Below are 26,421 nucleotides of genomic sequence, written 5' to 3'. Positions count from 1 at the left end.
TTGTTCATAGGATGTTCACACCCGTAGTATACGATATGATGAATGTCATAGAAAGGAAGCTGCTGCTTTATGGGCAAATCGAAGAAAAGCGTACAGATTGTTATTCTGCTTGCCATCATCCTGGTCGGAGTGTACGCCGTTGCAACGGTTGTATTCGGCTCTGACGAGGTTCCCAAAGTGGGACAGAAGGCAGCGGATTTTGAACTTCTAGGCATGGATGGCAAAGTACATACCATGAGTGAATATGAAGGTAAAGCCAGGGTTATTAATTTCTGGGGCACCTACTGTCCGCCATGCGTGCGGGAAATGCCGGCTCTTCAAGCTCAGTGGGAGAAATGGAGCAGTCAGGGCGTTGAGATCATTGGCATAAATGTGGGAGAGAACAAGATGACCGTTGAGAATTTTGTGGCTCAGACGGGAGTTCAGTTCCCCATCTTGATGGACCCTAAGCGGGATGCCGTTGCCAGCTTTGGCGTCGGACCCATGCCAACAACCTTCTTTGTTTCCGCCTCCGGCAAGATAGACCATATTCGTATAGGCGAACTGGATTTGAACACCCTTGACAAACAAATTGAACAGTTGGTGAATGCGAAATGAGTCAAGGTTCCAAGCCTTTGATCCAAAACACAAAGTGTGATTGCGGACACCAGAATCCAACGGGGACGGTCCTTTGCGAGGCATGCGGCAAGCCGTTGACCGAAGAAGCAGAGGCCCAGCCGGTTCTGGAAATGCGTTATGACGGGGTGGCCCGTCGATCACAAAAAGCAAATCCCGGTATTATTGATCGGGTATGGAATTTCTTTTCTTCGGTAAAGGTAGCCATTTATTTGATCTTGCTGACCCTGATTGGCTCCTCTTTGGGGACCATTTTTCCGCAAGAGAGCACATTCCTCAATATTGACCCCTCGGTTTATTACAAAGAGGAGTACGGGCAGCTGGGGCATATATACTACTTGCTCGGGCTGTCACATACATACACATCATGGTGGTTCGTGCTGCTGCTCGTCATGATCGGCGCATCGCTTGTCATCTGCAGTCTTGATCGCGTGCTGCCGCTCTACAAGGCACTCAGCAGACAGCGTATCCCGAAGCATATGTCATTTCTTACCCGTCAGAAAGTTGTCTATCAAGGGCAGGTCGGGGAGGATGGAGCAGAGTGGGTCGAACGGGTGAAGCCGATGATCAAGAAGAAGGGCTACCGGGTTCGCACGGACGGCGGGACGCTTCTGGCAGAGAAGCAGCGGTTCAGCCGCTGGGGTCCTTATGTGCTTCATATCGGTCTCATTATATTCCTACTTGCAGTTCTCGGACGGAATTTGCCCGGACTGCACATGGACGAGCACATGGCATTTCCCGAGGGGGAACCTGTGCACATCAAGAACACCAGTTATTATTTGTTGAATAATGGATTTAAGGTTGAATTCTACACGGAAGAGGATATGCCTGAAGAATTCAAAGGCAAGAACAAAGTGCTGCCAAAAGAATTCCAAACCCAGGCTGTTCTGTATATGTGTGAGGCCAATTGCGATGGACTGGATAAAGAGCCTCAGCTCGTGGAATTGACACGCCATAACATTGAGGTTAATCATCCGCTCAATTACAAAGGGTTTAAAGCTTACCAATTCGATTATGACCTGACCCCGATTCTTCGTACGGTTTCGCCGGTGCTGATTGATAGTAAGAGCGGTAAAGAATTTGGCAAGATTACATTATCGATCAATGATCCCCAGAGGGAGTATCAGGCAGGGGAATATACGTTAACGCTTACACAATCCTTTACTGATTTTGGACTTGGCGATAACGGTAATCCGGTCAACCTGTCACCCAACCCGAATGCGCCTGCATTCTTATTTCTGATTAAGGGGCCTGATCTGCCGAAGGAAGGCATTCAATACTTCTACTTTCCCAAGCAGCTCGATAAGGAACGGTTCAATCAGGAAGCAATCAATGCACAGCTGGCGGGTGGGGAGTCGCTCGTATCGCTGGACGTGCTCAGCATGGATGATGTGGACTTTTCGGAATCTACGACGTATTTGAATATTCGTGTGGATAAAGCGATGCCATTCATATGGGTGGGTTGTTTTATCGGCATGATTGGATTGATTATGGGCTTTTATTTCACCCATCGCCGGATCTGGCTGCGTATTGATAACGAAACACTGACTCTCGGCGCACATACGAACAAAAACTGGTTTGGGCTTCGCAAGGAAATCTCCGCGATCCTCAAGCAAATGAATATCGAAGTCGATGAAAAGTCATTGGAGAATAACAGGGGGAGTAAGGATGAATCTAATTGAGTTTAGCGGCGACGCCTTTATTGTAGCCTTTACCTTATACTGCGCGGCATTCATCATGTATGCACTTGCCGTTATGGGACGCCGGTTCCGTAAACGGGATCCGGAAGCTCATTTGGCTAAGTGGGGCAAGATTGCATTTGTTACAGCAACGATCGGTTTAATCGGCCACTTGCTGTACTTCTTTACAAGATGGGCAGGCTCGGGGCATGTGCCTGTCAGCAACATGTATGAGTTTATGTCCTTCTTGTCGATGGCCATCATGATTGCTTTCCTAGTCCTTTATTTTATCTACAAAAAATCGCTGCTCGGATTGTTTGCATTGCCGCTGGCTATACTGATCATGGCTTATGCAGCCGTATTTCCGCAGCAGGTACAGCCGCTCATTCCTTCGCTTCAATCCTACTGGCTGGGGATTCACGTGACATTGGCGGCGCTGGGTGATGCGTTTTTTGCCGTCGGTTTTATAGCCGGATTGATGCACCTGCTTCGTACCGTTAACTTTAGCGGAACTGACAAGGGCTCGCGCAGGGAACAGCGCTGGCTTGAGCTCTGCATGTTTGCCATCGTGGTACTGATCGGATTTATTTTGTCGGTATACAGCTTCCGTGCGGGCGGATATCAGGCCGAGTTTAATCAGACATTGGTTGACCCGAAGACAGAAAATAGTACAATAGTAAAAGTGGAATATAACATGCCTCCACTTGTTGCACCATATAAGAGTGAGACGGAGAGTATGCAATCCTTCCTGGGCATGAAATCTCCGCTCATGGAAGCTCCGTCATGGATGCACGGGGTGAATGCAGGACGTAAGCTGAATACAGTAATATGGTCGCTGCTCAGCGGTTTGATCCTGTACGGTCTGCTGCGTCTCATTCTGCGCAAGCCGCTGGCGAAGTTCATCCAGCCTGCGCTCGGCAGACTGGATCCGGATGATCTGGATGAGATCAGTTATCGCGCCATTGCGATTGGTTTCCCGGTATTTACGCTCGGCGGACTCATATTCGCCATGATCTGGGCGGAAATTGCCTGGGGCCGATTCTGGGGCTGGGATCCAAAGGAAGTATGGGCGCTTATCACCTGGCTCTTCTACAGCGTATATCTCCATCTGCGGCTGTCACGGGGCTGGCAGGGCAAACATTCCTCTTGGCTGTCCGTTATTGGCTTTATCGTTGTCATGTTCACGCTGGTGGGCGTTAACTTGATTATTGCGGGCCTGCACTCTTATGCCGGAACCGATTAATGGTTAACTTAATAGCAATGAATTAACAATCAGAAGGGCCCTTTCCTATTCAAGAGGGCCACTTCTGATTTTCCCTATAAACATGAAGGAGCTGCTGCCAATGTCAGAGCACGGAAATCGTATCCTTGTTGTAGATGATGAAGAACGGATTCGTCGATTGTTGAAGATGTATCTGGAGAAGGAAGGTTATGAAATCGAAGAGGCGGAGGATGGGGAGACCGCGCTTCGCAAAGCCAGCTCAGAAGATTATGGACTTGTTATTCTGGATGTCATGCTGCCCGGCATGGATGGCGTCGAGGTGTGCACGCGTCTTCGTCAGGTGAAGTCTACGCCGATCCTGATGCTGACTGCCAAGGGCGAGGAGATCAATCGCGTACAGGGCTTTGAAGTGGGGGCCGACGATTATGTCGTGAAGCCGTTCAGTCCGCGCGAGGTTATCTATCGTGTAAAAGCTATTTTACGCCGGTCTTCAGCGACTGCCTACCTGAGCAAGGAAACGAATCCAAGCAACAGCATCGTATTCCCGCATCTCGTCATAGAGCACGACGCTCACCGCGTGACGGCAGGAGGACACGAAATCAGCCTGACGCCGAAAGAATACGAACTTCTTCACTATTTGGCATCCTCGCCAGATAAAGTGTTTTCTCGTGAAGAACTGCTTAAGGATGTATGGAATTATGAGTTTTTCGGTGATCTTCGCACAGTGGATACCCATGTGAAGCGATTGCGCGAGAAGTTGAATAAGGTATCCTCCGATTCCGCAGCGATGATTACAACCGTGTGGGGAGTGGGCTACAAGCTGGAGGTACCGAAGTAACGTGAGTTTCTGGAGATCACTCGTCGGCAAGCTGTGGATTACGATAACCTGTTTGGTTGCGTGCGTACTGCTGACGCTCGGATTATTTTTGCTGCCGTATATCGACACCACGTTTGCGAATTCGGATGCCATCAAACGTTTATTTACTTATGTGGCGATCATCGGATTCTCGATGACCACCTTTTTTGGACTGTTTCTGTTAACCAAGATCACGCAGCCCATGCAGCAATTGATTGAGGCTGCCAATGATATTCGGAAAGGGAAATACGGAACACGATTGAATCTGGTAACCAGTGATGAGATCGGTGAATTGGCCAATACGTTTAACCATATGGCAGCCGAACTGGAGACAAATATTCGTAATTTGAACCATGAGAAGGAGCATCTGTCCAGCGTGCTGAGAAGTATGAGTGACGCGGTCATTACCTTTGACCATCATGGTCAAGTAATACTGGTGAACCCGCCCGGACAGGAAATCATGAAGACCTGGAAGGGACTGCAGTGGGATGATGAGCTGCAAGGGGGCGGCTGGGCCGCTGATGTAATGCCGAAGCCGCTGAGCGAGCTCTATTACAGCACCGTGAACGAAGGCAGGGACCAGAGTGCAGACCTGCATGTCAAGCAGGGGATATGGTCGGCCCATATGGCCCCGCTGTACGCGGACGATATGATCCGGGGCGCTGTTGTCGTGCTCAGGGATATTACCGAGCAGGTGACCCTGGAGAAGATGCGTACGGATTTCATTGCGAATGTGTCACATGAAATCCGGACACCGCTGTCGATGATGCAGGGTTACAGCGAAGCATTGCTTGACGGCATGGCGGCTTCGCCGGAAGAGAGCAGGGAGCTTATCCAGGTCATCCATGAGGAATCTCTACGGATGGGGCGCTTGGTGAAGGATCTGCTTGATTTGACACGCATGGAAGCGGGACACGCGGAGTTGTCACTGAGGAAAATGGATGCCGGTGAATTGTGCGAGCGGGTATACCGGAAATTCGCCGTGCGTGCCAAGGAGCGGGAAATTGATCTTCAGTTGAATAAACTTCATCCGAATCTGATGCTTGAAGCAGCAGACGAAGATAAGCTGGAGCAGGTGCTTACGAATCTGCTGGATAATGCTTTCCGTCACACCCCTTCAGGCAAGCAAATCCAGATCACCGCAGACCGGATCACCCTTTTGGACGATGAAGCACTTCAGGTGAAAATCTGCGACCAGGGTGTCGGCATTCCACCCGAAGATCTGCCCTTTGTTTTCGAACGGTTCTATAAGGCGGACAAAGCGCGTGTAAGAGGTGAAACGGTGGGTACCGGTATTGGTCTCGCCATTGTGAAAAACATCGTGACTGCGCATCACGGAACGATTAACGCAACGAGTGAGGTTGGCAAAGGCACCATATTTACGATGATCATTCCCACAAAAGCGGTAGAATCATAGGGAATGCCCGCACAAAAGAAAAAACACGCTCACATGGAGCGTGTTTTTTTGTTGAAATAAAGGGGGTAATCTTGTTCTACGTGGAACATCGACTAACCCGCGTTTATCTGAATCAGTTGTTTAGCCCAGTGCAATTTGTTGCGCGGTGTTCAGTTCTGCCAGCCCTGTGAGTTTGATCAGAACATCTTTAGGCACGTCCTTATCTACGGTCAGAAGCATGATAGCCTCGCCGCCGATGACTTTACGGCCCACCTGCATGGAGGCGATGTTGACATCGTTCTCGCCAAGCAGCGTCCCGACACGACCGATAATGCCCGGTTTATCGTTATGAGAGATCAGAATCAGATGACCTTCCGGCGAGATATCGACCGGGAATTTGTCAAGGCGGACAATCCGTTCCCCATAACCGAGAAGGAGTGTACCGGCTACAATCCGCTCCAGACCGTTTTGGGTTTTAAGCGTAACGGTAACCAGATTGGTAAAGTCTTTCGTTTTTGGTGTTTGAGATACAACGACATGCAGATCACGGCTTTTGGCCAGGTGCATGGAGTTTACAATGTTCACTTCGTTTCCGAGATGACGCTCAAGCACGCCTTTTACGATGTAGCGTGTCAACGCTTGGGTATCCACTTCAGCCAGCTCGCCCGCATAGTCGACATGAATCTCCTTCACAGCGTGCGCGGTAATTTGCGCGGCCACACTGCCGAGTTTCTCACCGAGGGAGAAGTATGGCTGGAGTTTGTTCATGACGCTTGCTGCTACAAGCGGGAAGTTGACGGCATTCTTAAACGGCTCATTGCGCAAAATATGCAGCACCTGCTCCGATACATCGATGGCTACGTTCTCTTGAGCCTCAATCGTAGATGCACCCAAATGCGGAGTCACGATCACCTTTGGATGGGTCAGGAACGGATGGTCGCTTTCCGGCGGTTCATGCTCGAATACGTCAAAAGCAGCTCCAGCTACAATGCCTTCATCAATGGCTTCGACCAGTGCGCGCTCGTCGATAATACCGCCGCGTGCACAGTTCACGATACGCATGCCGCGTTTCATCACTTCAAACTGCGGTCTTGCGATCATGTGGCGGGTCTCAGGAGTAAGCGGAGTATGGACCGTAATGAAATCCGCATTGCGGATAATGTTATCCACCGAGGAGAGACTCACGCCGAGTTTGTCTGCACGCTCCTCCGTTAAGAACGGATCAAAGGCAAGTATGTTCATGCCGAATGCCTTGGCGCGTTTGGCAACCTCGCTGCCGATTCGTCCCATTCCCATAACGCCAAGCGTTTTATTGCGCAGCTCGACGCCGAGGAAGGATTTGCGATCCCAGGATCCGCCTATAGTTTTTGCATAGGCTTGCGGGATATGGCGGGCAAGGGCAATCATCATAGCAAAGGTATGCTCGGCCGTTGTAATCGTATTGCCATCCGGAGCGTTAATGACAACGATACCGCGCTTCGTAGCGGCTTCCAGGTCAATATTGTCAACACCGACACCAGCCCGGCCAACCACCTTGAGGTTTGTTCCTGCATTCATAATGCGTTCTGTTACACGTGTCTGACTCCGTACGAGGAGTCCGTCGTATTCACCGATAATGGCAGTGAGCTCATCTTCACTGAGCCCGGTTTTTTTGTCTACCTGCACATCGGCAGCATCCATCAACTGCTGAATCCCCAAATCACTGATCGGATCCGATACCAATACTTTAAACATGGTTTCTCTTCCTCCTTAAAATCCTCTATAAATGCGGTACTGCAATATTGAATAAGGATTACGCTTGGCGCGCATTCCGTTATACACGTTCAAAGATTGCCTAGTAAAGCCAGAAGAATTCTATACAGGTTTGACGCGGTGTCGTGACAAAGAATCAGGAACATAAAAAACTCTCAATCCGCATACTACTTCCGTAGTAAGGGACGAGAGTTATTCGTGGTGCCACCCTTATTCGCTGCTGTCTTGCTGCAGCCTCAAGCGGTCTGTTCAGACCATGATTGGTAACGGATATCATCCGATTTACGCCTACTTCAATGTTCAGCGAAATATCTCAGGAACGCTCAAGAATACTTTACCGCCACCGATTTCCACCAACCATCGGCTCTCTGAGGACGTTGCAGCTTCTTTTTTCCATCATCGGTTTTCACAGATTAATTTTTTCATAATGTATCATGGCTCTAACATTGTGTCAATAGGTGTTTATTCCGTCCTTAGAGCGAAGAAACAGGGGATAGCCTTGAATACCATGCCGGTAATTTGCTATGATGCTTATGCCCGCCTATGATGGAATCAATCTTATATCACTGAGGTTGTACACGAAGATTATCCTAAAATATCAAGATGAAAGACAGGCCCATCTTCTATGAAAAAATTTAAAATACGCGTAAAAAGAATCGAAGCCCATCAACTGAATGACCGACTGCTGCTTATCAATCTGTATCTTACCCAAGCCTTAACCCTCATTGTGGGTTTGATCTGGATCTTGTTTCAAAAGAGGAATCCGTTTGAGCTGTTTGTCATTCCGAAAGAAGTCGAGTTTGTATATTGGGGTCTTGGTCTTGCTGCAGCTATGCTGATCGTGGATTTTGTATTGTCCCGTTTTGTATCTGAAGATAGTATGGATGACGGCGGAATCAATGAAATGTTGTTTCGGAACAGGCCGGTATGGCATATTTTGGTGATTGCCCTGATCGTATCTGTATGTGAGGAACTTCTGTTTCGTGGAGCGGTACAGCATGCATTTGGACCCTACTGGACCAGCATTTTGTTCGCGCTTATACATGTCAGATATCTAAAGCATTGGCTTCCTACAGGATGGGTTTTCTTGAGCAGTTATGGCCTGGGGTACGTCTATATTCATACAGGTACTCTGTGGGCGCCTATACTGTGCCATTTTCTGATTGATTTCATCTCAGGGATGCTGATTCGATTTCGGAGGAAAGAGGAAAATGAACGAGCTTAGCAGAATGGAACGACATCGGAGCCGTAATAAAGGCCGGAAGAACAAGACACCCGCTGCTTCGGAACAAGGAACTGCATCAAAGTCACAACGTGCAGAAGATACATTAAATCGCTCTAAATCATCGGTACATAAAGAACCGGTGGAGCAGAAACTTCAGGACGACAGTCCGACTGAAGGACTGAGCCGGTCCAGATCGACAAGGTCACGCTCAGGTCAATCCGGGGAAGAGGTATCGGCGCCTAAACGAACGAATACGTATTCCTCCTATCGTGTCAGAATGAGCAAATGGTTTGTGAACTCATTGATTGTCATATTCATATTATTAATGGTAGGACTGTTGTGGTGGGGACTGATCGGCGCGCCTCCATTAAGCGAATTATTAAAGGAGTTATTATGAGTGTGTTGATGTGGTTAGCCGGTGCTGCGGCTGTTGGTGCAGGCACAATCGGCTGGATGAGGTCCGAAGCCGGAGGATATCGCGTACGTGAAGAGGAAGTTGTATCCGACCGTATTCCTCAGTCTTTTGACGGGTATCGAATATTGTTCATAACCGATATACATCGCAGAGTTTTGTCAGAACAGAAGCTGACCTCCAATCTCTTGCCAGTGGATTGCGTTTTTCTTGGAGGAGATATTACGGAAAAAGGGGTATCCTTTCAGCGGATGAGGCATAACATGTCGGTCCTGCTCCGTATAGCCCCCGTATATGCGGTCCTGGGTAATCATGATCTATATGCAGGCAAGGATGCGGTTCGTCAGGTTCTGCGCGAGACAGGGGTTGCCTTGTTGAGTGATAAGACAATTACACTGAAGAAGAATGAAGAGAGTATAACGCTGAGCGGAATTCGGCAGCCAGCAAGCAAAAAGCATCCGTATACGCAATTTCGCGGCAATCCAAAAGAAGATTCATACCACATCATCCTTGTCCATGATCCGATCTGGGTGAAGGACAGGGAGGAAACGAACGGTGATCTCCTGCTGGCAGGACATACGCATGGGGGACAGATCGTGCTTCCTTTTGCCGGTGCCGTACGGCTGGAGCGCTTCTATAAGAAGTTTAAATCAGGTTGGTATTCACTGCCGAGAAAAGTTGGCGACAGCCTTCACACTTCCCGAATGTTGATCAGCCGCGGATTTGGCACCTCGCACATCCCGCTGCGCTTGAAGTGTCCGGCGGAATATCATGTCATTACATTGCGCAAAAAACCTTAATTCCAACTCGTCAAAGTGATGACGGCGGAATTAAGGCTTTTTTGTATTGAGGGTTATCTTATTTTCGGTTCGATCAATCCAGGATCCACAAATCCATAACCTTTAGACTCGAGCTTGGTGAGCAGACTGTCAAGTGCTTCGACGGTCCAGGGAAGCTCATGCATCAAGATGTTGCTGCCGGGATGAAGCTGCTCCAGTACATTGTTAACCACAGCATCGGGTTTGTTTTTGTTTTTGCTTTCCCAATCCAGCGAGCCGTTGGACCAAGTCATGAATAACAAATCATGATCCTTGGCAATGTCCTTGACGGTATCCCCGCCAGAGCCGAAAGGAGGTCGGAAGAATTTCGGTTCCGTACCAATCGTTTCCTTTACGATTTTCTGTACATTCCCAATTTGTTCCTCTACGTTCTGTTTGCTCTCTTTTTTCAGATCGATATGATCCCAGGAATGATTCCCAATCACTTGACCGCGGTCGTGGATAAGTTTCAGCAATTCGGGATTTTCTTTCACTCGATATCCGTTAACGAAGAAGATGGCCTTGGCTTCATGTTTGTCGAGAGTGTCAATTAATTGGTTAATCATGTCCTCATCCTTGGGGCCGTCGTCAAACGTGAGCAGCACCACCTTGTCTGGCACAGAATCGTCATTCGGTACAATCCGGTACACTTTATTCATGTGATATTGCGGTTTGGCGGAAGCCACTGCATCCGGCTTTTTATCCGGTTCATCCGTCGGCGGTTCTTGAGATCCATTCGCACTCAATTCCGGATCAGGCTTGTCCGTTTCGTTTACAGCGTCGGTACTCCCGCTTGGAGGGGGAACCTGCCCGGTTTCATTTTGCTGTGTTGTCGGCACATTACCGCCTTCCGCAGCCGCGTCTTGCTTCTGAGCAGCGCCGTTGTTGCCGCACGCACTGAGCATAAGACAGCAGGCCAGCAGAAGGACTGTTCGTGTTCTAACCATGATTCCATCTCACTTTCCTGTATTTATGTAGCATGAGTTCCTGGCGGTGCGAGAACAATAATCTCGAGTTTAACATAGAAGGAGGTATCATTTGTGAAGACTTCGTCATTTCTATATGGTGTCATTATCGGTGCCGTTGCATGCCGGATGATTTCCCGTAAAAACATGGGTTTCTCTTCCATGATGAAAGATGTGAACCTGGGCCGCTTTGCGGATACCGCGATGAGTAAAATTCAAGGCACAAAAAGCCATAACTACGGCTCAAGCCATGAAAGCGTGTCTCCCAGTTCAGGCCGTAACGGCTCCACTCATTCCGACAGAACTTCTGGTGGACAGACATCGACCCATTCGAAAGCTGCCAACCTGAAGCAAGTAAAGGACTTTATCCGCAACAATCCAGACGTGAAGAACGAAGTCGAACAGATTCTCAAAGAGACTCACACCGTCATACCGGGTTTGTAAACGACACGCACCTTTTTGAATCATTCTCGGGGAGTGGACTTCACATCCCTGTGAATGATTCTTTTTTCTTCAGCTACATATTTACGTGCATTTGTGGGTATTAAATGATAAAATCAATTATATAAAACCATTTTTATCACGTCATAATCCAGACATCATAATTTGTTATAAACTTTTGTTTACGTAAGGAGGATCCTGTCATGAAAATAGAGCGTTTGAGTCAAGATAAGATACGGATTTTCCTCACGTTTGACGATCTGAGTGAGCGTGGGATCCAGAAGGAAGAGATGTGGCAGGAAATACCGAAAGTTTATGACCTGTTTACGGAGATGATGGATCAGGCCTACAGTGAACTCGGGTTTGATGCCACCGGACCTCTTGCCGTTGAGGTGTTTGCACTGCCTGCCCAGGGCATGGTGGTTATTGTGACGAGAGGGAAATACGATCACCATTTTAGCAGCTTGTCCGAAGAAGATATGCCGGACGAGATTTATGAAATGGAAGTAACGCTGGATCAAAGTGATACCATCGTCTATGTTTTTCAAGATTTTGAAGTGCTCATTGAAGCATCGCATATGTTGAAGGAACTTGTAGACGGAGCAGGTAAGCTCTATCACTATATGGATAAATGGTTTTTGTATTTCGATCCTGAGGAACTGAACAGCGAGAAGCTGCCGGCGGTCATTGCCATGCTGGCTGAATTCGGCGAATCCTCCTCAGTAACGGAAGCTGTGCTGGAGGAATACGGGAAGAAAGTGATGCCTCAGCAAGCAGTTGAGGTAATCTGTACACACTTCCAGCGTCAGCGTTAATCAATGTGGGCGTGCGTGCCGGACTTCAGGCCCGCAACTAACGGAAGGGGAATTTTTTAGTGCTGGTGTTCTCGGTAATTGCGTCAGCTTTGGCGCCGGGACTCGCATTGCTCACGTATTTTTACCTGAAAGATAGGTATGATCAAGAACCCCTGCATATGGTGATCAAGGTGTTTATGCTTGGGGTTCTGATCGTTTTCCCGATTATGATTTTGCAGCGGGGAATGATACTATGGCTTGGCGATCATCCGGTAGTCAACTCACTGTTCGTTTCAGCGGGCGTTGAGGAGTTTCTGAAATGGTTTATGATGTACCATATTATTTTCAAACACAAGGAATTTGACGAGCCTTATGATGGTATCCTTTATGCAGCGGCTATATCGCTGGGTTTCGCTACTGTAGAGAACTTGCTTTACGCGTGGTACAGTCAGGCTGCTTTTGGTCCCATGTTCTTGCGGGCACTGCTACCCGTTTCGGGGCACGCGATGTTCGGTGTCATCATGGGTTACTACATGGGGCATGCGAGATTCACGGAAGGAAAGCGGAGAAGATTTTTCCTAGCTTTGTCCCTCCTCCTGCCTTGGATGTGGCACGGTCTGTACGACCTGATTCTGAATCTGCTGGCCCATTCATGGATATGGTTCATCGTGCCGCTGATGGTGCTGTTATGGTATGGCGGCATGGGTAAGATCTCAAGGGCTAACAACCGTTCTCCTTTTCGTTTCATAAAACGGGAGGAAGAGGTTAACACGTAATAAATAAGGGCACACTTCATTCTATAGGCCTTGGCTGTCAGCCAAGGAAATATAGAGTGGGAGGTGTCTTTTTTTGCGTATAAAAGTGAAAATCCTTTGCAAAGATTGTGGTGAGCGCTTTATTCTGCGCGGGAAGAAGGAAGATGGCCGGATCGAAACCGGGTTTAAGCAATGCCTGTGCAACAACCGGGATCACTTCGATATTGAGGAAGATTTCTAAATGATGAAGTAATTATACAGATATGCATAAGACTTCTTCCTTCTAGTCAAACTAACCTCAGTGAGTAGAAGAAAGGAGACTATCGCATCATGTACAAACGATTAAGTGCTATTCTGTTTCCTGTGGCCACAATTTTATTGATCGGGGCTCTGGTATGGGGATATCAAGAGAATAAAGAGAAAAACGCAATATTGATTAACGCCGAGAACCAATACCAACGGGCATTCCACGACTTGTCCTACAATATGGACAGGATCCATGCCGAGCTCGGCAACACACTTGCGGTCAGTTCTACTTCCCAGGGGATGCACCGGAAGGGCTTGATGAATGTATGGCGTCTGACCAGCGAGGCACAGAATGAGATCAGCCAGCTGCCGCTTACGCTGCTGCCCTTCAACAAGACCGAAGAATTCTTATCCCGGATATCGAATTTTGCCTATAAAACAGGTGTCCGAGATTTCACCAAGGAACCGCTAAGTGACAATGAGGTTAAAACGCTGAAATCCCTATATGCCAACTCCGGCGAAATTACGAAGGATTTGCAGCATGTGCAGAACAAAGTCATCACCAACAGCTTGCGCTGGATGGATGTAGAAACAGCACTTGCCACGAACAAGGTAGGAGACAACTCCATTATCGATGGTTTCAAAACGGTAGACAAAAAAGTCGAGTCTTACCCTGAGCTGGACTGGGGTCCGTCGGTCAGCAGCATTTATGACAGACGCTCTGTCAAGCAGTTGGCAGGCATGCCGATTTCGGAAGAGGATGTGAAGCGGAAAGCGCTGAAGTTCTCGGATGCTGGCAACCAGGCCAAAGTCCAAGTCACGAAGAACGGCAGCGGCACGGAATGGGTATCCTATACAGCTAAGGTAAAACACCCGAACGGTCATATGCTCAGCCTGGATTTTACCGAAAAAGGAGGGCAATTGATCTCCTATACGGATGAGCGCAAGGTCGGTGCGAAGAAAGTATCGGTCCAGGATGCCATCGACAAAGCTCAGCAATTCCTGACGAAAAAGGGTTACTCCGACATGACCGTGGTTTCAGCTGACCAATACGACAACCTCGCCAACTTCTCTTTTGTCCGTGAAGAGGACGGCGTCCTGATCTATCCGGAGAAAATCACCGTTCGTTCGGCGATGGACAACGGGGATGTCATTGGTTTTCAGGCCAGCGACTTTGTATATGAGCACCAGATGAAGCGGCAAATTCCACAGCCGAAGATGAGTCTTGCAGAAGCGGAGAAAGTGCTGAACCCTGAATTCAAGGTGCTTTATCACCGCAAAGCATTAATTAAGAATGACCGTTCGGAGGATGTGCTGTGCTACGAGTTTGGCGGACGTATCAACGGCTCGCAATACCGGATCTATATTAATTCGGATACCGGCCTTGAGGAAACGGTTGAAGTCGTGAAGGATGCACAGGCAGGCATTAAATAACGGCGCTAAACATGGTGGCATGAACCGGTTAAGGAGACTCCTTGACCGGTTTTTTTAATGTGCAGATGCAGTGGAATCAGCGCTTGAATAGTGCCTCAGACAAACCGTTGTTTGCGAAGGGGAGACATGTTTACATTTTCAATCGAAGATTTTATCCCATAGACCCAGGGCTCGCATGATATAATGGTAAATATTGATTATCATGAATTAGTGGGTGAGCGCATTGTATCCAAAGATCAATGATGTCCTCTATATCCAGTTGGATACGGGGGATGAAAAGGAAGCCAAGATTGTATATAAATCCCGCATTTCCGACATGGATGATGAATCCATGTATATGGAGGTTCCGCTACAGGAAGGCACCGGGAGGCTGAAGAAGCTCTTCATTGGGGACGAGCTGTCAGCGTATTTCTTAAGTGAGGGCGGCGTGAAGAACTACTTTAATTCCTACGTCTTGAGCCATCACGAAGACATTATACGGCTGGTTCGTATTAAGAAGCCGGATCCCGATCAGATAACGAAGGTTCAGAGAAGAAGTTTCCTGAGGGTGCAGGCGGAGCTCGAAGTTGCTGTTATTGCTAAAGACGGCACACAGTTCTTAACCAAAACCGATGATGTCGGCGGCGGCGGCGTATCCTTTCATCTAAAACCGGGCCAATCCATTTCGGAAGGAAGCTTGCTGACTTGCTGGGTTCTGATACCGTACAAGAATGGTGCGGTGGAGCACGTCCCTTTTGAAGGCGAGGTGGTGCGGGTTAAGCAGCTGCCCACGAATCGAAGCATCGTTATGCTGAAATTCAATCATATCGTAGATATGGAACGTCAAAAGCTGATCCGGTACTGTTTCGAAAGACAGTTCGATTTTCGCAATCGATGATGCATAAAAATGGTATAACGGTGGTACACTACCCGAAATTTGTACCGGAGGGACCGTTTGCCATGACAGAAGCAAAGCCTCATCAAGACCCGTTGAATGAAGAAACAGAACTTAATGCTGCGCTCCATGAGAATGGACAAGCCCTTCATGACCGTTACGGAAAAGCGCTGTTTAAGCTGCTGATCGGACTTGTAGTCTCTTTGGTCATTACCCAGCTCTTGCTGCATTATGAGCCCAGCAGACCTTATATTTCGCCGGTTCAGCAAATGGAGGGCGTTCCCGTCAACGAGCCAAATGTAAACGATTGGATGGGGGAAAACACCCCTTCTCTTTTGCATCACTCTAGCTAGTGTGGTATAATTTTCACGTCGCAGGCGGGCGCCTGCTTTTTTCTTGAAATATAAGAATGGTGCAGAATTCATCTCGCGCTTTCTTGTATATTTTTTCTCAGGAAGTGTGATTCCGTCCTATCTGGATGGTAAGCCCTTTCGATTTCGAGGTATATGTTTGAGGAGGAATGCCCCGTTGGTTATGCAGGGGACAGGTTATCGCGACAGAATCAATATTGCCATTGACGGTCCGGCAGGCGCGGGTAAAAGCACAGTAGCACGTATGGTGGCCAGCAGGCTGCAGTACATCTATGTGGATACCGGAGCCATGTACAGGGCAGTCACCTGGTTCATGCTGAACCAAGGGATTTCTCCGGAAGATCCCGAAAAAGTGCTTCAACATGCACAAAACATGGTGATTGAATTAAAACCGCATGAAAATGGTCAAATGGTTTTGCTGAACGGGGAAGATGTCACACCCTATATTCGTTCACACCAGGTTAGTGCAGTGGTATCCAAATATGCACGAATCGAGGGCGTACGGATAAAGCTTGTCCGTTTGCAGCAGCAAATGGCGCTGGAGAAAGGCGTTGTCATGGATGGGCGTGACATTGGCACGACGGTTTTGCCGGATGCTGAGGTGAAGATTTTCATGACGGCCAGTGTCAAGGAACGTGCTCTCCGCCGCTTCAATGAGTTGAGTGATGAAGGCATCACGCTGGAACAACTGGAAAAAGATATCGCAGAACGTGACAGGCTTGACCAGGAACGTGAAGTGTCGCCGCTCCGATGCGCAGAGGATGCCATCATTCTGGACACGACACATATGGATATCAACCAGGTTGTTGAAGCGATTCTTTCATATTGCGAAACTTAAGTGGGATGGGGAGAAAAAGCAATGATTTATCTTTTTTGCAGAGCGGTGGTCCGCGGTTTGTTCGCTATTCTCTACAGATTTGAATCTGTCGGCGTACATAACATACCTTCAGAAGGCGGCGTGCTAATCTGCAGCAATCATATTAGCATAAGAGATCCAATATCTGTCGGGATCCACGTCAAACGCCAGGTGAAATTCATGGCGAAGGCGGAACTGTTCAAAATTCCGGTGTTCGGATGGCTGGTCCGCCAGCTTGGAGCTTTTCCGGTGAAGCGCGGTGGAGTGAGCAAAGATTCCATCAAGATGGCCCTTACCATCTTGCGTTCCGGCGAGATCATGGGCATCTTTCCCGAAGGGACACGCAACTCGGATGCTACCGCAGCGAAACGGGGTGCAGCAAGTTTTGCTCTCCGCAGCGGGGCAACGGTCATACCAGCTGCGATTATCGGTGATTACAAGCTTTTTAGAAAAGTGAAGATCATCTACGGCGCACCTGTGGATCTGTCCCAGTTTGAGGGGGATAAATCACCAGAGGCACTGGATGCGGCAACTGGAATGATCATGGCGAAGATTCATGAAATGCGTGCAAGCGGCAAACCAACCGTGAACTGATTTATTCGCTCCATGCATAAAAAGCATGGGAAAGTTGGGAAGATACTACAGCAATTATGTTTTGAACTTCGCGAATGCGAGTTTAAATAAATGGGGTTTGAATTGAGGAGGTTATTTGACATGTCGGAAGAAACAAGAAATCAAGAGGCTGCTGAAAACCAAGAGCAGCTGGACCAAATCGTATCCTTGAAAAAAGGGGACACCGTGAAAGGGACGATCGTCAAACTGGAGGACAACCAAGCTTACGTAAGCATTGGATATAAATATGACGGCGTAATTCCTGTTCGCGAACTGTCTTCTGTACAACTTGATAATGCATCTGATGCGGTTCAGGTTGGCCAAGAGGTAGAATGCAAAGTCGTTAGCATTAACGACGACAAGGAAAGCCTGGTTCTTTCCAAGCGCGCGATCGACACCGAGAATTCATGGGAAGAGCTTGAGAAACATTTTGCAGATCAAGACGTATTCGAAGTAACGGTGGCTGACGTGGTGAAAGGCGGACTTGTAGCCGATGTTGGTGCACGCGGCTTTATTCCTGCGTCTATGGTAGAACGTCATTTTGTTGAAGATTTCAGCGACTACAAAGGCCGCACACTTCGCGTAAAAGTGAAAGAACTGGACCGCGAGAACAACAAAGTGATTCTTTCCCAGAAGGATGTTCTGGAAGAAGAGTTCGAATCCAACAAACAAAAAGTAATGTCCGAGCTTCAAGACGGTCAAGTGCTGGAAGGTACAGTACAACGTCTTACCCAATTCGGCGCATTTGTTGACGTGGGCGGCGTTGACGGTTTGGTTCATGTATCCGAGATTGCTTGGAGCCATGTTGAGAAGCCTGCCGATGTATTGTCCGAAGGCGACCAAGTTCGCGTGAAAGTGCTGAAAGTTGATCCTGAAAAAGGCAAAATCAGCCTCAGTATCAAAGCAGCAGCTCCTGGTCCATGGGAAACAGCTGGAGAGCAATTCAACACTGGCGACATCGTGACAGGGGTTGTAAAACGTCTGGTTACTTTTGGCGCATTCGTTGAGCTGGCTCCAGGTGTTGAAGGTTTGGTTCATATCTCCCAAATCTCCCACAAGCATATCGGTACTCCGCAAGAAGTATTGAAAGAAGGCCAGGAAGTTCAGGTTAAAGTGCTTGATATCAACACTTCCGAGCAGCGTGTAAGCCTGAGCATCAAAGAAACTGAAGAGGCACCAGCTCAAGCTCCACGAGCTGAAAAACCGTCCAAAGGTCCTAAAATCGATCTGAAAGACAACCCTAACGTTTCTTTGAACAATCAAGGCATGAGTGTTACGCTTGGAGAGCGTTTTGGCGATAAGCTGAGCAAATTCAAGTAAGCCCGGGAACAGTTTTGTTCGGTCTATTGACCTATCATAACGAAGTCGGCGAACCCAGAAATCTGGGTTCGCCATTTGTTTTTTTAGGGGACGAACGTGAACGGATGTTGTAACATGGGGTAGAGCATAATAGAAATAAGATGAAAGGTTAGCCAATTGTAACGTTTTTTGCTATGATGATAATCGTAAGAATTGACAGGAGGAGTGACTATGGCAAGACCCGTAGTGGCTATCGTTGGACGACCTAACGTCGGTAAATCCACCATATTTAACCGACTGATTGGCGACAGATTAGCCATCGTTGAAGATAAACCGGGCATTACCCGTGACCGGATTTACGGAAGTGCCGAATGGAACGGCAAAGCGTTCAGCGTCATCGATACCGGGGGTATCGAAATCGACGGTGACGACATGATATTGAAATCCATACGCATGCAGGCAGAGCTTGCGATTGAAGAAGCGGATGTCATCGTATTTATGTGCGATGCTAAAGCGGGGGTTACTCAATCGGACGAGGAAGTTGCACAAATTCTGTTCCGATCCGGCAAGCCGGTTATTCTAAGCGTAAACAAAGTGGATAATTTGAAGCGTGTTGATGATATCTACGAATTCTATTCCTTAGGATTTGGCGATCCTGTGGGTATATCGGGAAGCCACGGGACCGGAATCGGGGATCTGCTTGACGTTGTCGTGGAGAACTTGCCGGAGCTTGAGGATGACGGATATGACGAGGATGTTATTCGTGTCGCTTTGATTGGCAGACCGAATGTCGGCAAGTCTTCCCTCGTTAATGCGATATTGGGAGAAGAACGTGTTATTGTCAGCGACGTTGCCGGGACTACGCGTGATGCAATTGATACACCGTTCGAGAAAGACGGGCAGCGTTATGTGCTCATCGATACCGCAGGTATGCGTAAGCGGGGCAAGGTCTACGAGACGACAGAGAAATACAGTGTCATGCGTGCGATGCGTGCCATCGAGCGTGCAGATGTGGTGCTCGTGCTCATTAATGGCGAGGAAGGCATCATCGAGCAGGACAAGCATATTGCAGGGTATGCATACGAGGCTGGTAAAGCTTCTTTGTTCGTTGTCAACAAATGGGATATGGTTGAGAAGGAAGATAAGACGATGCAGCAGTTCGAGAAGAAGATCCGGGATCATTTCTTGTTCATGACCTACGCACCGATCGTATTCCTGTCCGCCAAAACAAAGCAGAGATTGCAGAAGCTGCTCCCCGTGGTTAAACATGTGGCCGATCAGCATTCACTTCGCGTCCAGACACATCTGCTTAACGATGTGATATCGGATGCGATTGCCATCAATCCGCCTCCAACGGATAAAGGAAGAAGATTGCGCATTAACTACTCAACACAGGTTGCGGTTAAACCGCCAACCATGGTTGTATTTGTCAACGATCCTGAATTGATGCACTTCTCGTATGAGCGTTATCTCGAGAACAAGATTCGGGCAGCGTTTGATTTTGAAGGTACACCCATCAGGATATTTACACGAAGAAAGTCTGATGAGAGTTAGGGGAGAATAGCTTGATTCTGGAGATCGTAGCGATTGTAGTGTGTTATTTACTTGGTTCGGTGAGCTTTAGCGTACTATTTGCCAAAATCCTCAAAGGGATCGACATTCGCCAGCATGGCAGCGGCAACGCCGGGGCAACCAATACCCTCCGCGTCTTGGGGAAGGGGCCTGCCATACTTGTGTTGGCATTGGATGTAATGAAGGGCATCGCTGCGGTTTGGATCGGACGATGGCTCGGGGGAGACAATGAGTGGCTGCCTGGTTTATGCGGAATTGCGGCCATAATCGGTCATAATTGGCCGCTCTATTTCCGTTTTCGAGGCGGCAAAGGGATTGCAACCGCCATTGGTGTGCTGGCCACACTTTGCTTTTTACCGGCGTTTATAGCAGGCATTATTGCAATTCTATCGATTGTTTTTACCCGTTATGTATCTTTGGGTTCCCTTATTTTTGTGCTTCTCACCCCTGTTTTTCTTTTAATTGCAGGATATTCTTGGCCGATTTTTTGGACAAGCTTGATTATATGTGTGTTCGCCTTCTGGCGGCATCGTACGAATATTGTGAAGCTTGTACAGGGTCGTGAGAATAAGTTGGGTTCGGGAAAAGGAAAAGACAAAGGAGGGAAGCGTGTTGTCTGACAAAGTCGCTGTTCTGGTGGCAGGTAGTTGGGGAACCGCTTTGGCAAGTGTTCTCGCTTCGAATCATCTGAATGTTGTAGTCTGGACAAGAACGGAGGAACAGACTCGTGAAATTAACGAGTCTCATACCAATAACCGTTATTTGCCCGGTGTGGAGTTATCATCGAATATCCGCGCTACAACCCATATGGAAGAAGCGGTTTCTTCGGCTGTTGCTGTGGTCATTGTTGCACCTTCATCCGCTATGCGGGAGGTCACGGGCCAATTGAAGCCATATTGGACTGAGGATATGCTGGTCATCCATGCGACGAAGGGGTTCGAGACTGAATCCTTGAAGCGGATGTCTACCGTCATTTCCGAGGAGCTTGGCTGTGAGGAAGGACGTGTGGTGGTATTATCCGGACCAAGCCACGCGGAAGAAGTAGTTAGACGCTGTCCTACTACCGTTGTTGTAGCATCATCGGATGCTGCGGCCGCCACAGCTGCCCAGGATTTGTTTATGAACACGTATTTCAGAGTATATACGAACCGGGATATGATTGGTGTGGAACTTGCCGGGGCTTTGAAGAATATCATTGCACTAGGTGCCGGGATGTCAGATGGCTTGGGCTTTGGTGACAACGCCAAGGCAGCGCTCATCACCAGAGGGTTGGCGGAAATATTGCGAATCGGTATGGAGATGGGAGCAAATCCGCTTACGTTTGCCGGGCTTGCCGGCATCGGGGACCTTGTGGTTACCGCTACGAGTCAACACAGCCGGAACTGGCGAGCAGGCTCTATGCTGGGCCAAGGCAAGAAGCTGGACGAAGTTCTGGGCTCCATGGGGATGGTTGTGGAAGGAATTCGGACGACCAAAGCGGCACATGCCATTTCTGAGAAATATGGCGTGCAGATGCCGATTGCCGATCAGCTGTATCATGTGCTCTTCCAGGATCGCAATCCCCGTACTGCTGTGGAAGCTTTAATGGGCCGGGATCCCAAGACCGAGATGGAATTGATGCCGCTTGAAACTTGGGAACAGTGGCACACCTAGCTTATTCACCATTCCGATAGCTCTCTCATATATTGTTGTGAGGATGTCGGAGGAGGGGTGGAAATGAGCAAAAGCTTTCACAAGGATGTACTGAATGCGATCAACAAGAAAAGCGGCAAGAAAATTTCTTCAGGGGCTGTCAATAAGCTGGCTAGCACGGTTAAGCCGTCTACAATGCAAAATGAAGCCCAGCTCCGTCAACTGATCAAACAGGTGTCTTCCATGGCGAACATACCGGTTAGTGAGGATACAATCCAGGAGATTGTCGGAGCCGTGAAGAAGAGCGGCATGAATCCAAGCAATATGGAAGCCTTGATGAAAATGATGATGAACAAATAAGTTGCAGCAATGATGAACAAAAGCCACGTCCGGCTGGGCGGCGGCTTTTGTTCTTTTTTTCGACAAACCTGGGGTGAGGAGGTACCGTTTTCGTGATATAATAGGTTGAATAATTTGATGAGAGATTGGAGAGTTTCGTGACATGGATCCAATGCAAAAGATGTGGCTGTCCCTTGTCGCATTATTGATTATGGCGCTGTCTGTCATCGTGGTTACACTTGCGCGAAGCAAGACGAAGGGTTTCCTGCGCGGCACTTTGTCGTTTGTGGCCTTTATGATGATGATTTTTGGTTTTATTATTGGACTGGCCTCCATCATATAACAAAGGAAGCCGTCAGGGATGATAAGGTAAAAGGGGTGCAGCATGACGCTGAATGATCTGCCGGAATTGGAGAAGGTACTAGCTGCCGCCATTCACAGACTGAATCGGGCTTATACCGCATGGCTGCTTGGCGGGAGCTGCAGCTTGCTTCTACAGGACGTGAAGCTGGATAAACCGCCGAGGGATATCGATTTATATACCGATGCGGAGGGTGTTCACCCATTACATGAGACGCTGGCTTCAGCGGCAGTTGATGCTCCCCGCCTTGATCAGGAAGGAATGTATTCCTCGATTCTGAGCCACTATGTCATTAACGAAGTCCCTATCGAGCTGGTGGGCAGCTTTCAGATCAATTCTTCAGGATCCTCCTATAGGGTAGAGATTGAGTCACTCTTGTACCAAGCAGCGCCAGAGAGCCGTATACGGGACGCTGCGGTACGGCTGATGCCGTTATCCCATGAACTGGTGTTCAACGTGCTGCGGGACAGGCAGGATCGTTATGAAGCTATTGGGGAGGCTATCCTGAAGGACAAGGACAATCACATTCCGCTTCTCCAGCAGTTAATAAGCCGTAATCGTCTGAGCGTGGAGCATCTTGAGATATTGAATCGTTTAATGGGACTGCAGCTTTAGCACAGCATATGTAGATGCAATTACGAAGGTTTGTGTACATAAGGAAGAAAAGGGGGTGCGTTTACCGGTGGACTACGAGGTGTTGTTTTTGCCAGATCAGAAAAAAGCCAAGGTTCGTCAACATACGAATGTTCTGGATGCCTCTCGTCGGGCTGGTGTACGTATTCCGACCCGTTGTGGAGGAAAAGCCGGCTGTTTGATGTGCAAGGTTATCATACCGAAGGAGGAGCGTGGGCACTGCTTGCCCCCTGAATCCAAGGAAATTCGAAAGCTGGGTTCAACCCTTATCGAGCAAGGCTACCGGTTATCCTGTCAAACAAGAATAACAAACCATGTAACGGTCATGATTCCGGAGGATCCGCTCAAAGCTGCGGTACGCAAGCAGTTGGAGGCTGCGAGGAGCCGAGATTTGGATGATTTTATTTAAAGTGAAGGATGATGTTAGTTGAGTATAGTCAATGGGATGACCCAAGCAGGGGGCCGTTCAAAGCGGATGTCTGCCGTCTTGATCCTGGTACTTTTACCGATGCTGCTTACCGGCTGCCTGTACCCTGATGAGAAATTACAGGAGAACCAGGTTTCATACAGGGAGAGTATCAAGAGAATACAATCGGCAGTGGACGATTTTTACAAGGAGCAGGGAATACTGCCGATTATAACGGCTGGCCAGGAGATTCCGCGGTATGAGAAGTACCGGGTCGATCTGGATCAACTCAAGGGCAGAGGATACCTCGATGAGATTCCGAACACGGCTTTCGAGCAGGGTGGCAGCGGTTACTTTCTTATTATTAATGAAGAAACGAAGCCGACCGTGAAGGTCATGGACTTGACCACGACCCAGAAGGTGAATGACGTTCAAAGAGCAGTGAATCTGTATAAAATGTCCCATGACAACGCCCTGCCGGCAGGCGAAGCCCTCTATCCGGGTTATACGGCGGTGGACTTGTCCAAGACCGATGCCAAGTCCCTGAAACTGATGAGTGTGTATTCAGGTCAGGAGATGACCTTCATCATGGATGAAGAGGGTACCGTTTATGCGGATTACGCCTTCGATATTATGCAGGCCATCCAGAAAAATGGGGCCGATCCCCAAGAAGGACAAGATTTACGGGTGTTTTTGGAGGAAGAATCCTACTATGTCCCCGTAAAATCAGTCGCTTACACGTGGAAGGACGGGCAGCCCGTGGCCCAGCCGCAATCCTGACTCCTATCTGTAATACCCGTCGAGCCCGGCGGGTATTTTTTTGTTTTAGCAGCAAAGGATCGGCCATGCACTCCTTTTGATGATTTTTTGAAATTGAATGAATCTATTTGGAATATCTATTAAAGTGCGCGCATATTCATAATCTGAAAGAGTAGTGCGGGCAAGAGTCGGTTGCCCACATCATGAGGTTTAGGGCAACGTCCGGGGACGCATCATGAGAACAGACCGCTCCATGCGGTGGTTTTTTCTTGGGATATTTGATTTTTCGTGTCTAGTTTGTTTAGACATCTTCGATATCTTAAAAAAAACTGGACGGACTTTAAGGGGCAACCGTCATATTTTTGAACCCGGTACATATGATGTTACTAGTCCAAATGCATGTACGAGTTACGCCGCTTTGCCGTTTCCATCAAAACTCATGGAATACCGGCGGCGGGATGCTGGCGACATTGTAAAGGCTGCTCATCTGTTGCAATGGCTTTGGCTATGAGTGGAACACGAAGCGGATGCTCTTAAAGCATTTTTCCTTCGGAGTAATTTGAGGAGGGGATCTCTTTTGGAAAAAGTGGACATTTTTAAGGACATTGCCGAACGGACCGGAGGGGACATTTACTTAGGTGTTGTCGGTGCCGTCCGTACGGGAAAATCAACCTTCATTAAGCGGTTTATGGAGACGATTGTTCTCCCGAACATTACGAACGAGGCGGATCGAGTAAGAGCTGTCGATGAGCTGCCTCAAAGTGCTGCAGGGAAAACGATCATGACAACCGAGCCGAAATTTGTGCCAAACAATGCGGTGCAGATTAAGGTTACGGATGGTCTTGAGGTCAACGTACGACTGGTGGATTGCGTAGGCTACGCTGTTGAAGGCGCCAAGGGATACGAGGACGAGAACGGCCCTAGAATGATCTCGACACCATGGTTCGAAGAACCGATTCCGTTCCAGGAAGCGGCTGAAATCGGAACACGCAAAGTCATTCAGGAGCACTCAACACTTGGTGTTGTTGTAACGACAGACGGCAGCATCGCTGAGATCCCGCGCAGTTCTTACGTTGAAGCGGAAGAGCGAGTCATTGAGGAACTGAAGGAAGTTGGCAAGCCATTCGTGGTTGTGATTAACTCCACGCGTCCACGCAGTGAAGAAACCCTTCAACTGCGTAATGAGCTGGCAGAGAAGTACGACATTCCGGTAATGACACTGAGCGCGGCTACAATGACCGAAGATGATGTAACCGGCGTTCTTCGCGAAGTATTGTATGAGTTCCCTGTACATGAGGTGAATGTCAACCTGCCTAGCTGGGTTATGGTGCTTAACGAGAACCACTGGCTGCGCAGCAACTACGAGAACTCGGTTAGAGACACCGTAAAAGATATCCGTCGCCTGCGCGATGTGGATCGTGTTGTCAGCCAGTTCATGGAGTATGACTTTATTAACCACGCTGGTCTTAGCGGTATGAATATGGGGCAGGGCGTCGCAGAGATCGATCTCTTCGCTCCTGACGAATTGTATGATCGGATCTTGATGGAGGTCGTTGGTGTTGAGATTCGTGGCAAAGATCATCTGCTGCAGCTGATGCAGGAGTTCTCCCATGCCAAACGGGAGTATGACCGCTTCGCTGAAGCTCTTGAGATGGTCAAAACAACAGGTTACGGTATTGCAGCTCCTTCGCTGGCTGAGATGGCTCTCGATGAGCCTGAGCTTATCCGCCAGGGCACCCGCTTTGGGGTAAGATTGAAAGCGACGGCGCCTTCCATCCATATGATTCGAGTCGATGTGGAATCCGAGTTCTCGCCGATTATCGGAACAGAGAAGCAGAGTGAGGAGCTTGTCCGCTATCTGATGCAGGATTTCGAGAACGATCCGATCAAAATTTGGGAATCCGATATATTTGGACGCTCGCTGCACTCGATCGTCCGCGAAGGAATTCAGGGCAAAATTGCCATGATGCCAGACAATGCAAGATACAAATTACAGGAAACGTTGGGTCGCATTATTAACGAGGGTTCCGGCGGTTTGATCGCCATTATTCTCTAATCCAGGCGTTGATAGGAAGCGGAAAAAAGCAGTCGCTAGCG

Annotated in this window: 29 protein-coding genes and 1 other annotated feature; of the genes, 27 read left to right on the top strand and 2 right to left on the bottom strand. The window is 48.5% G+C overall.

What is annotated here, in order from left to right:
- The first annotated feature begins 69 nt into the window (after positions 1-69).
- From WDY75_RS20385 to WDY75_RS20365, 5 genes are all read left to right on the top strand, one after another.
- Positions 70-597: a redoxin domain-containing protein gene (locus WDY75_RS20385; RefSeq protein WP_036636810.1), complete on the top strand. Its 528-nt coding sequence runs from the start codon at positions 70-72 to the stop codon at positions 595-597.
- On the top strand, positions 594-2,297 hold the full coding sequence (locus WDY75_RS20380) for a cytochrome c biogenesis protein ResB (protein WP_063479124.1): 1,704 nt from the start codon (positions 594-596) through the stop codon (positions 2,295-2,297). The genes WDY75_RS20385 and WDY75_RS20380 overlap by 4 nt, the downstream gene beginning before the upstream one ends.
- Entirely contained in the window at positions 2,284-3,537 is a 1,254-nt protein-coding gene (gene ccsA / locus WDY75_RS20375) for a cytochrome c biogenesis protein CcsA (protein ID WP_006209435.1), read from the top strand. The genes WDY75_RS20380 and ccsA overlap by 14 nt, the downstream gene beginning before the upstream one ends.
- A gap of 100 nt (positions 3,538-3,637) precedes the next feature.
- A complete protein-coding gene (locus WDY75_RS20370; RefSeq protein WP_006209436.1) occupies positions 3,638-4,354 on the top strand; it encodes a response regulator transcription factor in 717 nt (238 codons plus the stop codon).
- Between the two features lies 1 nt (position 4,355).
- Positions 4,356-5,789: an ATP-binding protein gene (locus WDY75_RS20365; RefSeq protein ID WP_036636815.1), complete on the top strand. Its 1,434-nt coding sequence runs from the start codon at positions 4,356-4,358 to the stop codon at positions 5,787-5,789.
- A gap of 120 nt (positions 5,790-5,909) precedes the next feature.
- Here WDY75_RS20365 and serA read toward each other — a convergent pair whose 3' ends face one another.
- Entirely contained in the window at positions 5,910-7,502 is a 1,593-nt protein-coding gene (serA, locus tag WDY75_RS20360) for a phosphoglycerate dehydrogenase (RefSeq protein WP_006209438.1), read from the bottom strand.
- 196 nt (positions 7,503-7,698) lie between these two features.
- Positions 7,699-7,929 (bottom strand) — a binding site (T-box leader).
- Positions 7,930-8,145: 216 nt separating this feature from the next.
- Here serA and WDY75_RS20355 point away from each other — a divergent pair.
- The 3 genes from WDY75_RS20355 to WDY75_RS20345 are packed head-to-tail and all read left to right on the top strand — an operon-like array spanning position 8,146 to position 9,957.
- A complete protein-coding gene (locus tag WDY75_RS20355) occupies positions 8,146-8,745 on the top strand; it encodes a CPBP family intramembrane glutamic endopeptidase (RefSeq protein ID WP_006209439.1) in 600 nt (199 codons plus the stop codon).
- Positions 8,732-9,142 (top strand): hypothetical protein, encoded by a 411-nt coding sequence (locus WDY75_RS20350; protein WP_006209440.1) that lies wholly within the window; start codon positions 8,732-8,734, stop codon positions 9,140-9,142. Before WDY75_RS20355 ends, WDY75_RS20350 begins: the two co-directional genes overlap by 14 nt.
- The gene (locus WDY75_RS20345) at positions 9,139-9,957 is read left to right on the top strand and encodes a metallophosphoesterase (protein WP_036636819.1); all 819 of its coding nucleotides are present in this window, start codon (positions 9,139-9,141) and stop codon (positions 9,955-9,957) included. Before WDY75_RS20350 ends, WDY75_RS20345 begins: the two co-directional genes overlap by 4 nt.
- Before the next feature lie 53 nt (positions 9,958-10,010).
- On the opposite strand, the gene WDY75_RS20340 is transcribed toward WDY75_RS20345, so the two are convergent.
- Positions 10,011-10,922 carry a polysaccharide deacetylase family protein gene (locus WDY75_RS20340; RefSeq protein WP_063479125.1) on the bottom strand — a complete coding sequence of 304 codons (912 nt, stop codon included), beginning with the start codon at positions 10,920-10,922 and terminating at the stop codon, positions 10,011-10,013.
- A gap of 93 nt (positions 10,923-11,015) precedes the next feature.
- Between WDY75_RS20340 and WDY75_RS20335 the strand changes: the two genes are divergently transcribed.
- The 19 genes from WDY75_RS20335 (at position 11,016) to spoIVA (ending at position 26,380) form a co-directional block, all read left to right on the top strand.
- Positions 11,016-11,384, top strand: a complete 369-nt coding sequence (locus tag WDY75_RS20335; RefSeq protein ID WP_006209443.1) for a hypothetical protein — start codon at positions 11,016-11,018, stop codon at positions 11,382-11,384.
- Between the two features lie 200 nt (positions 11,385-11,584).
- Positions 11,585-12,196 (top strand): genetic competence negative regulator, encoded by a 612-nt coding sequence (locus WDY75_RS20330; RefSeq protein WP_006209444.1) that lies wholly within the window; start codon positions 11,585-11,587, stop codon positions 12,194-12,196.
- 59 nt (positions 12,197-12,255) lie between these two features.
- The gene (gene prsW / locus WDY75_RS20325) at positions 12,256-12,951 is read left to right on the top strand and encodes a glutamic-type intramembrane protease PrsW (RefSeq protein WP_006209445.1); all 696 of its coding nucleotides are present in this window, start codon (positions 12,256-12,258) and stop codon (positions 12,949-12,951) included.
- A gap of 73 nt (positions 12,952-13,024) precedes the next feature.
- Entirely contained in the window at positions 13,025-13,171 is a 147-nt protein-coding gene (locus WDY75_RS20320) for a hypothetical protein (protein ID WP_006209446.1), read from the top strand.
- Positions 13,172-13,260: 89 nt separating this feature from the next.
- Positions 13,261-14,610: a germination protein YpeB gene (gene ypeB, locus WDY75_RS20315; protein WP_036636823.1), complete on the top strand. Its 1,350-nt coding sequence runs from the start codon at positions 13,261-13,263 to the stop codon at positions 14,608-14,610.
- A gap of 223 nt (positions 14,611-14,833) precedes the next feature.
- Positions 14,834-15,487 (top strand): flagellar brake protein, encoded by a 654-nt coding sequence (locus WDY75_RS20310; RefSeq protein WP_006209448.1) that lies wholly within the window; start codon positions 14,834-14,836, stop codon positions 15,485-15,487.
- Positions 15,488-15,549: 62 nt separating this feature from the next.
- Entirely contained in the window at positions 15,550-15,837 is a 288-nt protein-coding gene (locus WDY75_RS20305; protein WP_063479126.1) for a DUF5359 family protein, read from the top strand.
- A gap of 175 nt (positions 15,838-16,012) precedes the next feature.
- Positions 16,013-16,693: a (d)CMP kinase gene (gene cmk / locus WDY75_RS20300; protein ID WP_063479127.1), complete on the top strand. Its 681-nt coding sequence runs from the start codon at positions 16,013-16,015 to the stop codon at positions 16,691-16,693.
- Positions 16,694-16,714: 21 nt separating this feature from the next.
- Positions 16,715-17,305 (top strand): lysophospholipid acyltransferase family protein, encoded by a 591-nt coding sequence (locus WDY75_RS20295; RefSeq protein ID WP_006209451.1) that lies wholly within the window; start codon positions 16,715-16,717, stop codon positions 17,303-17,305.
- Between the two features lie 120 nt (positions 17,306-17,425).
- Entirely contained in the window at positions 17,426-18,643 is a 1,218-nt protein-coding gene (gene rpsA / locus WDY75_RS20290; RefSeq protein ID WP_006209452.1) for a 30S ribosomal protein S1, read from the top strand.
- 210 nt (positions 18,644-18,853) lie between these two features.
- The gene (gene der / locus WDY75_RS20285; protein ID WP_006209453.1) at positions 18,854-20,176 is read left to right on the top strand and encodes a ribosome biogenesis GTPase Der; all 1,323 of its coding nucleotides are present in this window, start codon (positions 18,854-18,856) and stop codon (positions 20,174-20,176) included.
- 11 nt (positions 20,177-20,187) lie between these two features.
- Positions 20,188-20,814 carry a glycerol-3-phosphate 1-O-acyltransferase PlsY gene (gene plsY, locus WDY75_RS20280; RefSeq protein WP_006209454.1) on the top strand — a complete coding sequence of 209 codons (627 nt, stop codon included), beginning with the start codon at positions 20,188-20,190 and terminating at the stop codon, positions 20,812-20,814.
- On the top strand, positions 20,807-21,847 hold the full coding sequence (locus WDY75_RS20275; RefSeq protein ID WP_036636829.1) for an NAD(P)H-dependent glycerol-3-phosphate dehydrogenase: 1,041 nt from the start codon (positions 20,807-20,809) through the stop codon (positions 21,845-21,847). The genes plsY and WDY75_RS20275 overlap by 8 nt, the downstream gene beginning before the upstream one ends.
- Positions 21,848-21,910: 63 nt before the next feature.
- On the top strand, positions 21,911-22,186 hold the full coding sequence (locus tag WDY75_RS20270) for a stage VI sporulation protein F (RefSeq protein WP_006209456.1): 276 nt from the start codon (positions 21,911-21,913) through the stop codon (positions 22,184-22,186).
- 142 nt (positions 22,187-22,328) lie between these two features.
- Entirely contained in the window at positions 22,329-22,508 is a 180-nt protein-coding gene (locus WDY75_RS20265) for a DUF2768 family protein (RefSeq protein ID WP_006209457.1), read from the top strand.
- 42 nt (positions 22,509-22,550) lie between these two features.
- Entirely contained in the window at positions 22,551-23,141 is a 591-nt protein-coding gene (locus WDY75_RS20260; protein WP_006209458.1) for a hypothetical protein, read from the top strand.
- 67 nt (positions 23,142-23,208) lie between these two features.
- Positions 23,209-23,568: a 2Fe-2S iron-sulfur cluster-binding protein gene (locus WDY75_RS20255; protein WP_036636832.1), complete on the top strand. Its 360-nt coding sequence runs from the start codon at positions 23,209-23,211 to the stop codon at positions 23,566-23,568.
- Positions 23,569-23,604: 36 nt separating this feature from the next.
- The gene (locus WDY75_RS20250; RefSeq protein WP_036636835.1) at positions 23,605-24,345 is read left to right on the top strand and encodes a DUF3939 domain-containing protein; all 741 of its coding nucleotides are present in this window, start codon (positions 23,605-23,607) and stop codon (positions 24,343-24,345) included.
- 556 nt (positions 24,346-24,901) lie between these two features.
- On the top strand, positions 24,902-26,380 hold the full coding sequence (gene spoIVA / locus WDY75_RS20245; protein WP_006209462.1) for a stage IV sporulation protein A: 1,479 nt from the start codon (positions 24,902-24,904) through the stop codon (positions 26,378-26,380).
- Positions 26,381-26,421: the final 41 nt, after the last annotated feature.

Source organism: Paenibacillus glucanolyticus, assembly GCF_037333485.1.
Classification (GTDB): Bacteria; Bacillota; Bacilli; order Paenibacillales; family Paenibacillaceae; genus Paenibacillus_AQ; species Paenibacillus_AQ glucanolyticus.
This window is presented reverse-complemented; position numbering and strand designations above follow the sequence as displayed.